The sequence below is a fragment of the Streptomyces sp. NPDC005303 genome, from assembly GCF_040607335.1.
Lineage (GTDB): Bacteria > Actinomycetota > Actinomycetes > Streptomycetales > Streptomycetaceae > Streptomyces.
The window spans coordinates 80,582-88,731 of sequence record NZ_JBEXGM010000034.1; the positions used below are offsets into that span (position 1 = coordinate 80,582).

The window sequence follows — 8,150 nt, forward strand, 5'->3', positions numbered from 1 at the left end:
CCGGATCATAGCCCTGTTCACGTGCAGATGCATGAGCAGATGCACGTGCACGAGGGGTGTTCCCGTGGTTACAGATGTGACGTGCGGGGCGCTAGATATGTTCCATCGTGTTCCCCAGAGCCCGCATCACATGTGTCCGCCAGCCCCCGTCCATGATCGTCCGGGCCATCAGCTGTGCGGGGTCGTCGGGATCGAATCCCTCGTGCACTAGGAAGAGACGCGTACCGCGCCCTTCCTGTTCCACCTTCCATGTGATGGTCCAGTCAATCGAGTTGGCCGGATCGACGTCGGTCCACCGGAGGCTCAGCATCCGCTGCGGCTCGTAGGCGAGAACCTCCACCTCGACAGTGCCCGAGAAGTTCGAGTTGGGCCGCGGGACAGAGGTCATGGTGTAGCGGTGCCCGACCTCGAGCCGGAACGCCTCCGCCCCCTGCATCTGCCACTGCACGAGCAGTTCGGGCTCGGTGAGGGCGCGCCAGACCTTGGCGGGCGGGTGCGGGAAGAACTGGTCGACGCGGATGACCGCGAGGTCCTCGTCGGGTGCGTTGCTCATGTCACGTCATCGTCGGGCATGCGGTCGAGCAGGGCGCCCAGGTCCTTCAGCCGACCGCGCCAGAACCGCTCGTACGGGTGGAGCCAGTCCTGCACCTCGGCGAGGGGTGCCGCCTCCAGCCGGTAGATGCGCTGCCGCCCGGAGCGCTGCTCGGAGACGAGGCCGGCCTCGCGCAGCACTCTCAGATGCTCGGACAGGCTCGGGCGCCGCATGTCGAAGTGGTCGGCCAGGGCCTGGACGGGCTGCGGTCCGCCCTCGCGCAGCAGTCGCAGCACCTCGCGGCGTACGGCGCTGGCGAGTGCGGCGAAGACGCGGTCCGCGTCGGCGTCGGTGGTCCCGGCCTCGACGGCCCCCGGTGCGGCGGTCATACGAGCCTTTCTGGTGGTGTGTCTCGGTTCCACCGGTGTGCCTCGGTCCTACTGGTGCACCTCGGTCCTACCGGTGCGCCTCGGTCAGCAGCATCAGACCGTTGCCGTCGGGGTCCGTGAAGGAGGCCATGCGGCCCCACGGGAGCTCGTCGGGTCCCTGAACCGGGGTCCCGGCCTCCGTGAGCCGCGCACAGTCCGCGTCGACGTCGGTCGTGACCAACATGATCCCCCGGGCGGAGCCGGGCTCGAAGCCGCCCATCCCCGGACCGGACAGCGTGAACACGGTCTGCGCGCCCTCGGGGGCCACCTGGAGCCAGCGCCCCTGGGGCAGGTCCCGGTCGGCGGTGACGGTCAGACCGAGGACGTCGGTGTAGAAGCGCAGGGCGCGGTCCTGGTCGGAGACGGGGAGGGTGACGAAGGACGCGTGCGTGATGGTCATACCGAGGAGAATAGGTAGGCCTTTCCCTACGAGTCAAGCGTAGGGAAAGGCCTACCTATAGGTCCTCACCTGCTGAAGTAGGGCAGCAGTGCCATCTCACGGGCGTTCTTGATCGCACGGGCGAGCAGTCTCTGCTGCTGCGCCGACACACGGGTGACGCGACGGCTGCGGATCTTGCCCCGGTCGGAGATGAACTTCCGCAGCAGGTCGGTGTCCTTGTAGTCGATGTAGGTGACCTTGGCCGCGTCCAGCGGGTTGGGCCGGTTCTTGACCGGCTTGCGGTCGGCCGTGCGAGGCATCAGACCTCCAGGAGGGTGTCGAAAGCGGGCGGGAGGCGTTCCCAGGCGTCGCGTCCGGCGGCGTACTCGGCGTCGGTGAGCAGGCAGGACTCCAGGAGCCGTTCGAGTCCGTCGCGGTCGAGGCCGGGCGAGGTGAAGACGAGGTGCTGGCAGCAGTCGCCGTGCTCGGGATGCCAGTCCATCGCGGCGGCCGCCCGGCGCACCGGCGGGACCAAGTCCCAGGCGGCGTCCGGGAGCGAGGCCAGCCACGGACCCGCGCTCTCCACGCACAGGGCGCCCCCGGCCGCGTCCCAGTGCAGCAGTACGTCCGGCTTGTCGGCGAGCCAGAACCGGCCCCGGCTGCGGGCGGCCGCGCAGGTGATGTCCTCCAGCGCCTCGTACAGCCGCTCCGGATGGAAGGGCCGCCGGCGGTGCCAGACGAGCGTGGTGACACCGTGCGCGTCGGCCTCGGCGGGCAGCAGGGCACAGGCGGGGTGCTGGGCGGCCGCGGCGGACTCCACGTCGAATCCGGCGAGGGCGGCGCGGGCCAGCGGGGAGTGCGGGGAGTGCCGTACGGGGTAGCGGGTGCCCGCCTGGTCCGTCTGACGGCCGCTCCCGATCGGGACCTGGCGGGCCGTCGGATGGAGTTGGGCGAGCAGCTCACGGTCCTCCTCGTCGGCCTCCGGGGAGTCGAGGACGGCGAGGACCGGGGCGTACTCCAACTGGCGGGCGAAGGTGTCGGCGACCGTGCGCTGGTCCCTGGCCGCGGCGGCGAGACCGCGGTCGGCGAGGTCGTCGCCGTTGCCGAGGCAGGGCAGGACGAGTGCCGGGTCGACCGCGGTGATCACGCCGGTGACGGTGAGGCCGCCGGCCGCGACCACCTCGGCCATCGCCTTGGGCTCGACGGAGTCCCACAGCTCGACGACCGCGAGGCGCAGCGTCCCGGCCGCGTCCAGGCGGCGCAGCTCCGGGACCAGGTCCTCCCGGAGCGCGCAGCAGGCGCAGTCGTTGACGAGGGGCGTCTCGCCGGCGGACAGGATTCCGGTGGCGTCGCGGATCGTCCGTACGACGGTGCCGGCCGCGGCCGTCGCCAGGTCGTGGTGGAGGACGACGCTGCCCGGCACATCGGTGAGGAGCTCCTCCACGGCCGCCTTGCGCGCGTCGGCGTGCAGCCCGCCGACGATCACGACGGAGAGCATCAGCCCTTCTTTCCGTACCGGCGCTCGAAGCGCTCCACGCGTCCGGCGGTGTCCAGCACGCGCGCGGTGCCCGTGTAGAAGGGATGGCTGACGTTCGAGATCTCGACGTCCACGACCGGGTAGGTGTGGCCGTCCTCCCACTCGACCGTCCTCTCGCTCGTCATCGTCGAGCGGGTGAGGAAGGCGTGGTTCGCGGCACGGTCACGGAAGACGACGGGGCCGTAGGACGGGTGGATTCCCTGGCGCATGACGGTCAGCGCTCCTCTCGGAAGTCGACGTGCCGGGAGACGACCGGGTCGTACTTCCGCAGGGTCATGCGGTCCGGGTCGTTGCGGCGGTTCTTGCGGGTCACATAGGTGAAACCGGTCCCGGCGGTGGACCGGAGCTTGATGACCGGGCGGAGTTCGTTGCGTGCCATGCTGCTATCTTACTGAAAATGAATTCCATTTACACACCTGTTTCGAGAGAGGTGCATCACCCGTGTCCGCCCACTGCATGCTGACCGGCGCCCAGCCCGGTTTCGGCAACCGCATCTCCCACTCCCACCGGCGCACCTCGCGCCGTTTCGACCCCAACATCCAGCCCAAGCGCTACTGGCTGCCGAGCGAGGGCCGGTACGTACGGCTGCGACTGAGCACCAAGGGCATCAAGACCGTCGACTCGATCGGCGTCGAGGCGGCCGTGGCACGGATCCGCGCGCGCGGTGTGCGGGTCTGAGGATTCGAGGGGAGAACCGAGATGGCGAAGCAGAGCAAGATCGCGAAGAACGAGAAGCGCCAGGAGATCGTCGCCCGGTACGCCGTGCGGCGGGCCGAGCTGAAGGAGATCATCCGCAGGCCCTCGTCCACGGACGCCGAACGGCTCGCCGCGCGGGAGGAGTTGCGCCGGCAGCCGCGGGACGCGAGCGCCACGCGCGTGCGTAACCGGGACCAGGTGGACGGACGGCCGCGCGGCTACTTCCGGGCCTTCGGGCTGTCCCGGGTGGGGCTGCGTGAACAGGCACACGCGGGATATCTGCCAGGCGTCCGCACATCGTCCTGGTAGCTCTTACGGGTGGTGCTGGTAGCTTGCTGCGGTCCGTACGGCCGACCGCTACAGCTTGGAGCTTCCAGTGACTACGGCGACCTTCTCGCGCACCGTGTCGCGCCGGCGGGCCGGGCTCGCGGCCGCGGGGCTGGTGGGCGCGCTCGTACTGACCGCGTGCAGCGGCGGGAGCTCGGACGACGAGCCGTCGCCCGGCTCCAGTACGGCCGTCTCGTCGTCGGCGCCCGCTTCCGGGGGGACCGGCGGTACGTCCTCCCCGTCCGCGTCCTCGTCCGCGTCGGGCGAGGTGGCGGGCAGCTGGCTGGCGACCACCGGCGGCAAGGCCGTGGCGCTGCTCGTCAACGGCGACCAGGCCGGGCTCTTCGTCACCGGCGGCACGGTGTGCAGCGGCTCCGCGAGTACCGAGACGATCCGCCTGAAGTGCACGGACGGCAGCAAGGACCGGGTGGACGGGACGGTCGTCTCGGTCGACAAGGACACCCTCAAGGTGAACTGGGAGAACGGCGTCGGCGCCGAGACCTTCACCCGGGCCAAGGGCGGCAGCCTTCCGAGCGGGCTCCTGACGGCGAGCCCGGGGTCGTAGGGAAGGCATGATCGTCGGGGGCGGGCAAGCGTGGAGGCCCGCCATGGGTGATGATCCATGCACCGGATCGCTCACATCAGAGGACTGCTCATGCGCGCCGCCCCCCTTGCCACCACCGCCCTCGCCGCGGCCCTGCTCCTGACCGGCTGTTCCGACGACAGCGACAGCTCCGGCGGCGACAAGGCCGCCGCGAGCCCGAGCAACGGCACCACGTGCCGGATCGGCGCCATGGACGTGGAGGTCGGACCCGCCAACGTGGCACCCGCCGCCGGGGACACCGGCGACATCCCCGTCACGCTCACCAATCAGAGCGCCGAGTGCACGCTGGACGGTTTCCCCGGCATCGACCTGAACGCCAAGGACTCGTCCGCGAGCGTCTCGCCCGAACAGGGCGCGACGGCCACCAAGGTGACCCTGGCCAAGGGCACGGCCGCCACCTTCACCCTCACGTACACGCGCGGCGAGGCGGGCGGCAGGACGAGCCTGGACGTGAAGACGCTGGAGATCAGCCTGCCGGGAGCGGACACCCAGAAGAGCTTCAAGTGGTCGTTCGGACCGGTCAAGGGCCAGGGCGACAACGCGGGTGACCCGACCGCCTCCGTCGGCGCCTTCACTCAGGCCGGGGACTGAGCCGGGGCCGGTTGCCCACCTGCGCCCGGTCGGCCGCCCGGGCGCCCTCGGTCCAGCCCGCCTCGTCGCTGACACCGCGCAGCCGGGTCGTGGTGGTCTGCGGGAACATCCGCTCCATGCGGTCGGTGACGGCGACCTCGCGGGAGGCGAGGACCGGCAGCAGATCCTTGGTCACCGGGGCCTCGGCGGCGGTGCGCAGGCGGTCGCCGACGCGGTGGGCGTAGGCCGCGAGGAAAGACTGCCGGAAGGTCTTGGTGCGCTTACGGCCACCCGCCCGCTGGGCCGCCTCCGCCTTCGCCATCGCGGACTGCGCCTGCACGAGCAGCGAGGTGTACAGGAGTTCGACCGACGCGAGGTCGCCCTCGAAGCCGACGACCGTGGAGAAGGCGAACGGTTCGTTCCACACCGCCCGGCAGTGGTTGGCGGTGGCGACCGCGTCGAGGAGCACCGCCTTCGCCTGCTCGTACGGCGGCTCGACGCCGATCCGGCAGGCGCCGGGGGTGTCCTTCGCGGGCGCCCGGGCGTCGAGCAGCGCCTCGTCGACACTGTGCCGGGCCATCAGCTCCTGCGCCTTGGCGGTGAGGGCCTCCGCCTCCTCGGGGAAGCCGGTCGCCTCGGCCTTGGCGAGCAGGGCGCGGATACGGCCGAGCATGCGGGCGTCGCCCTCGTGCTCCCTGTACCCCCTGCGCTCCCGCCGGGGGTCCTCCAGCGGCTCCAGCGCGGGCAGGCGCAGCAGCAGGCGGTACAGCTCCAGTACGGCGGTGGCGTGCGTGAAGCGGTCGGGGCGGGGGGTGTTCCCTGCGGGCTCCTCCAGCTGGGCGAGCTGGGCGGCCCAGCGGGGGCCGCGCGGGCGGTCGTCGGGGGTCTGGGCGCGGATCAGGGCCGTGGCGAGCCGCACATGTGTGTCGTCCAGTTCGCGGCGCACGATCCGTACGACGTCGGCGGGCTGCCAGCCGCGTCGCCAGGCCTGTGCCACGAACTCGGCGCCGCGCCGGTCCAGTTCGGCATCCGTCGCGGGGTCGGAGGCGAGGAGGGAGGCACCGGTGTCCAGGGCGGTGTCGTCGTCGGCGTAGAGGGCGGCCCGGAAGGCGCGGTCGACGGTGGTGGTCGTGTCGCCGCCGGCGCTGTCGCTCTTGTCGCCGTTCTTGTTGCCGCTCGCGCCGCTGCTGTCACTGCTGCTCACGGGGCGATCGTCTCACTCCCCGAAAATAGGTCGTACACGCGCGTGTGCCGCTTCGAGCATGGCGGCATGGTGGACATGTCTCTGTACGCGGCCTTTCTCGTGGCCGCCTTCGCGCTCTGTGTCACTCCCGGTCCCGACATGATGTTCATCGTGGCGATGGGCGGCCGGGGCGGACCCGCCGCCGGGATGATGGCGGCGTTCGGCGTGGCCTGCGCCATGCTCGTGCACACGGTCGCGGCGGCGCTCGGGCTTTCGGCGCTGTTCAACACGCTGCCGACGCTGTATCACGTGCTGCGCTGGGCGGGAGCGGCATATCTGCTCCACCTGGCGGTGAAGGCGTTCCGGGACCGGTCGGTTTTGGATGAGGGCGAGGGTGCCGTCGGCGGGCCGGGAATGCGGCGGGCCTTCTGGCAGGGAGCCGTCACCAATCTGCTCAACCCCAAGGTGATCCTCTTCAACGTGGCGTTCCTGCCCCAGTTCGTGAACCCCTCGCTCGGCCACGTCCCGGGGCAGTTGCTGCTGCTCGGGACCACGATCGTGGTCATGGGGTTCCTGTGGGACGGCGGTGTGGGGCTGCTCGCCGGGCGGCTCGGGAACGTTCTTCGGCGCAGCGCGCGCGTGAAGCGGTGGATGAACATCGTCTCGGGGACGGTGTTCACGGGGCTCGCGGTGCGGCTGGTCGCCTCTCCGAAGTAGAGGCAACCTCGGGTTGACACCTCTCTACTGTCAACCTAAGGTTGACAGCATGACGAACCCCGAGATCACGTCATCCGTACGGCTCGACGACCTCATCACGGCCATCAAGAAGGTCCATGTCGAGCCCCTCGACCAGCTTCAGGACGCGGTGATCGCCGCCGATCACCTCGGCGAGGTGGCCGACCATCTCATCGGCCACTTCGTGGACCAGGCCCGGCGTTCGGGCGCCTCCTGGACGGACATCGGCAGGAGCATGGGGGTCACCCGGCAGGCGGCCCAGAAACGGTTCGTGCCGAAGGAGTCGGCCGACCTGAACGCCGACCAGGGCTTCAGCCGGTACACCCCGCGGGCCCGCAACGTGGTGATGGCGGCCCACAACGCGGCCATCACCGCCCGCAACCCCGAAGGCCGTCCCGAACACCTCGCCCTCGGCCTGTTGGCCGAACCGGAGGGCCTCGCCGCCAAGGCGCTCGTCGCCCAGGGGGTCACCCTCGACGCCGTCCGCCAGGCCGCGACCGACGCGCTCCCGCCGGCCGCCGAGGAAGTCCCCGAGCTCATCCCGTACGGCTCCGACGCCAAGAAGGTCCTGGAACTCACCTTCCGCGAGGCGCTCCGGCTGGGCCACAACTACATCGGCACCGAACACATCCTGCTGGCCCTCCTGGAGTTCGAACACGGCACGGGGGTCCTGGCCGGCCTCGGCATCGAGAAGGGGCCGGTGGAGGGTGCCGTCGCCAAGGAGCTCGAGGGGTACCTCAAGGTGCAGGGAGAACAGGGCGGCGAGCAGGGCTGAGGGTGCCCGAGAGGGCGGGGCGGCCCGGGGGCGAGGACGGGGCGGCCGAGGGGCGCGTCTGGCGCGAGGCTCGCGGGCAGGCGCCTCGGACGTCCCGTCCGCGCACGGGCCGGGGGCATGGGGCTTCCGCGCGGGGGCCGGGCATGGGGCTTTCGCGCAGGGGCCGGGATGCGGCTTCCGCACGCGGGCCCGGGATACGGCTTCCGCACGCGGGCCCGGCACACGGCTTCCGCACGCGGGCCGGGCATGGGCTTCCGCGCAAGGGCCGGCACACGGCTTCCGCGCGCGGGCCGGCCACGGGGCTGCCGCGCAGGGGCCGGGATACGGCTTCCGCGCGCGGGCCCGGGATACGGCTTCCGCACGCGGGCCGGGCATGGGGCTGCC

General features: G+C 71.3%; 14 protein-coding genes. 6 read left to right on the plus strand and 8 right to left on the minus strand.

The genetic code is table 11. The features are described from left to right. Positions 1-91: 91 nt before the first annotated feature. The 7 genes from ABZT93_RS33560 to rpmG form a co-directional block, all read right to left on the minus strand. Complete coding sequence (locus ABZT93_RS33560; protein ID WP_356111788.1) at positions 92-553, minus strand: SRPBCC domain-containing protein; 462 nt, start codon at positions 551-553, stop codon at positions 92-94. Further along, positions 550-921 carry a metalloregulator ArsR/SmtB family transcription factor gene (locus ABZT93_RS33565; protein ID WP_356111790.1) on the minus strand — a complete coding sequence of 124 codons (372 nt, stop codon included), beginning with the start codon at positions 919-921 and terminating at the stop codon, positions 550-552. Before ABZT93_RS33565 ends, ABZT93_RS33560 begins: the two co-directional genes overlap by 4 nt. Positions 922-988: 67 nt before the next feature. Continuing rightward, complete coding sequence (locus tag ABZT93_RS33570) at positions 989-1,360, minus strand: VOC family protein (protein ID WP_356111792.1); 372 nt, start codon at positions 1,358-1,360, stop codon at positions 989-991. Between the two features lie 65 nt (positions 1,361-1,425). Further along, on the minus strand, positions 1,426-1,659 hold the full coding sequence (gene rpsR / locus ABZT93_RS33575; protein ID WP_356111794.1) for a 30S ribosomal protein S18: 234 nt from the start codon (positions 1,657-1,659) through the stop codon (positions 1,426-1,428). Beyond that, positions 1,659-2,837 (minus strand): GTP-binding protein, encoded by a 1,179-nt coding sequence (locus ABZT93_RS33580; protein WP_356111796.1) that lies wholly within the window; start codon positions 2,835-2,837, stop codon positions 1,659-1,661. The genes rpsR and ABZT93_RS33580 overlap by 1 nt, the downstream gene beginning before the upstream one ends. Then, entirely contained in the window at positions 2,837-3,085 is a 249-nt protein-coding gene (locus ABZT93_RS33585; protein WP_356111798.1) for a type B 50S ribosomal protein L31, read from the minus strand. Before ABZT93_RS33585 ends, ABZT93_RS33580 begins: the two co-directional genes overlap by 1 nt. Positions 3,086-3,090: 5 nt before the next feature. Continuing rightward, the gene (gene rpmG, locus ABZT93_RS33590; protein ID WP_356111800.1) at positions 3,091-3,255 is read right to left on the minus strand and encodes a 50S ribosomal protein L33; all 165 of its coding nucleotides are present in this window, start codon (positions 3,253-3,255) and stop codon (positions 3,091-3,093) included. Between the two features lie 62 nt (positions 3,256-3,317). On the opposite strand from rpmG, the gene rpmB reads away from it, so the two are divergent. The 4 genes from rpmB (at position 3,318) to ABZT93_RS33610 (ending at position 5,094) form a co-directional block, all read left to right on the plus strand. Continuing rightward, the gene (gene rpmB / locus ABZT93_RS33595) at positions 3,318-3,554 is read left to right on the plus strand and encodes a 50S ribosomal protein L28 (protein ID WP_356111802.1); all 237 of its coding nucleotides are present in this window, start codon (positions 3,318-3,320) and stop codon (positions 3,552-3,554) included. 21 nt (positions 3,555-3,575) lie between these two features. Next, positions 3,576-3,881, plus strand: a complete 306-nt coding sequence (rpsN, locus tag ABZT93_RS33600) for a 30S ribosomal protein S14 (protein ID WP_356111804.1) — start codon at positions 3,576-3,578, stop codon at positions 3,879-3,881. A gap of 67 nt (positions 3,882-3,948) precedes the next feature. Beyond that, a complete protein-coding gene (locus ABZT93_RS33605; RefSeq protein WP_356111806.1) occupies positions 3,949-4,464 on the plus strand; it encodes a hypothetical protein in 516 nt (171 codons plus the stop codon). Between the two features lie 90 nt (positions 4,465-4,554). Continuing rightward, complete coding sequence (locus ABZT93_RS33610; protein ID WP_356111808.1) at positions 4,555-5,094, plus strand: DUF4232 domain-containing protein; 540 nt, start codon at positions 4,555-4,557, stop codon at positions 5,092-5,094. Here the strand turns inward: ABZT93_RS33610 and ABZT93_RS33615 are convergent. Beyond that, positions 5,075-6,277, minus strand: coding sequence for a DUF2786 domain-containing protein (locus tag ABZT93_RS33615; RefSeq protein WP_356111810.1), 1,203 nt, complete (start codon positions 6,275-6,277; stop codon positions 5,075-5,077). The genes ABZT93_RS33610 and ABZT93_RS33615 overlap by 20 nt on opposite strands. Positions 6,278-6,343: 66 nt before the next feature. Here ABZT93_RS33615 and ABZT93_RS33620 point away from each other — a divergent pair, with 66 nt between their 5' ends. Together ABZT93_RS33620 and ABZT93_RS33625 are read left to right on the plus strand one after the other, a co-directional pair. Then, the gene (locus ABZT93_RS33620) at positions 6,344-6,973 is read left to right on the plus strand and encodes a LysE family translocator (protein ID WP_356111812.1); all 630 of its coding nucleotides are present in this window, start codon (positions 6,344-6,346) and stop codon (positions 6,971-6,973) included. A 49-nt stretch (positions 6,974-7,022) separates the two neighbouring features. Beyond that, positions 7,023-7,766 (plus strand): Clp protease N-terminal domain-containing protein, encoded by a 744-nt coding sequence (locus tag ABZT93_RS33625; protein ID WP_356111814.1) that lies wholly within the window; start codon positions 7,023-7,025, stop codon positions 7,764-7,766. The last annotated feature ends 384 nt before the right edge of the window (positions 7,767-8,150 follow it).

What these genes read in the sequence shown, in the direction of transcription:
- ABZT93_RS33565 (WP_356111790.1), bottom strand. Translation starts at nt 921, where the DNA reads ATGACCGCCGCACCGGGGGCCGTCGAGGCCGGGACCACCGACGCCGAC.
- ABZT93_RS33620 (WP_356111812.1), top strand. Translation starts at nt 6,344, where the DNA reads ATGGTGGACATGTCTCTGTACGCGGCCTTTCTCGTGGCCGCCTTCGCG.
- rpmG (WP_356111800.1), bottom strand. Translation starts at nt 3,255, where the DNA reads ATGGCACGCAACGAACTCCGCCCGGTCATCAAGCTCCGGTCCACCGCC.
- ABZT93_RS33585 (WP_356111798.1), bottom strand. Translation starts at nt 3,085, where the DNA reads ATGCGCCAGGGAATCCACCCGTCCTACGGCCCCGTCGTCTTCCGTGAC.
- ABZT93_RS33610 (WP_356111808.1), top strand. Translation starts at nt 4,555, where the DNA reads ATGCGCGCCGCCCCCCTTGCCACCACCGCCCTCGCCGCGGCCCTGCTC.
- rpsN (WP_356111804.1), top strand. Translation starts at nt 3,576, where the DNA reads ATGGCGAAGCAGAGCAAGATCGCGAAGAACGAGAAGCGCCAGGAGATC.
- ABZT93_RS33625 (WP_356111814.1), top strand. Translation starts at nt 7,023, where the DNA reads ATGACGAACCCCGAGATCACGTCATCCGTACGGCTCGACGACCTCATC.
- ABZT93_RS33570 (WP_356111792.1), bottom strand. Translation starts at nt 1,360, where the DNA reads ATGACCATCACGCACGCGTCCTTCGTCACCCTCCCCGTCTCCGACCAG.
- rpsR (WP_356111794.1), bottom strand. Translation starts at nt 1,659, where the DNA reads ATGCCTCGCACGGCCGACCGCAAGCCGGTCAAGAACCGGCCCAACCCG.
- ABZT93_RS33560 (WP_356111788.1), bottom strand. Translation starts at nt 553, where the DNA reads ATGAGCAACGCACCCGACGAGGACCTCGCGGTCATCCGCGTCGACCAG.
- ABZT93_RS33580 (WP_356111796.1), bottom strand. Translation starts at nt 2,837, where the DNA reads ATGCTCTCCGTCGTGATCGTCGGCGGGCTGCACGCCGACGCGCGCAAG.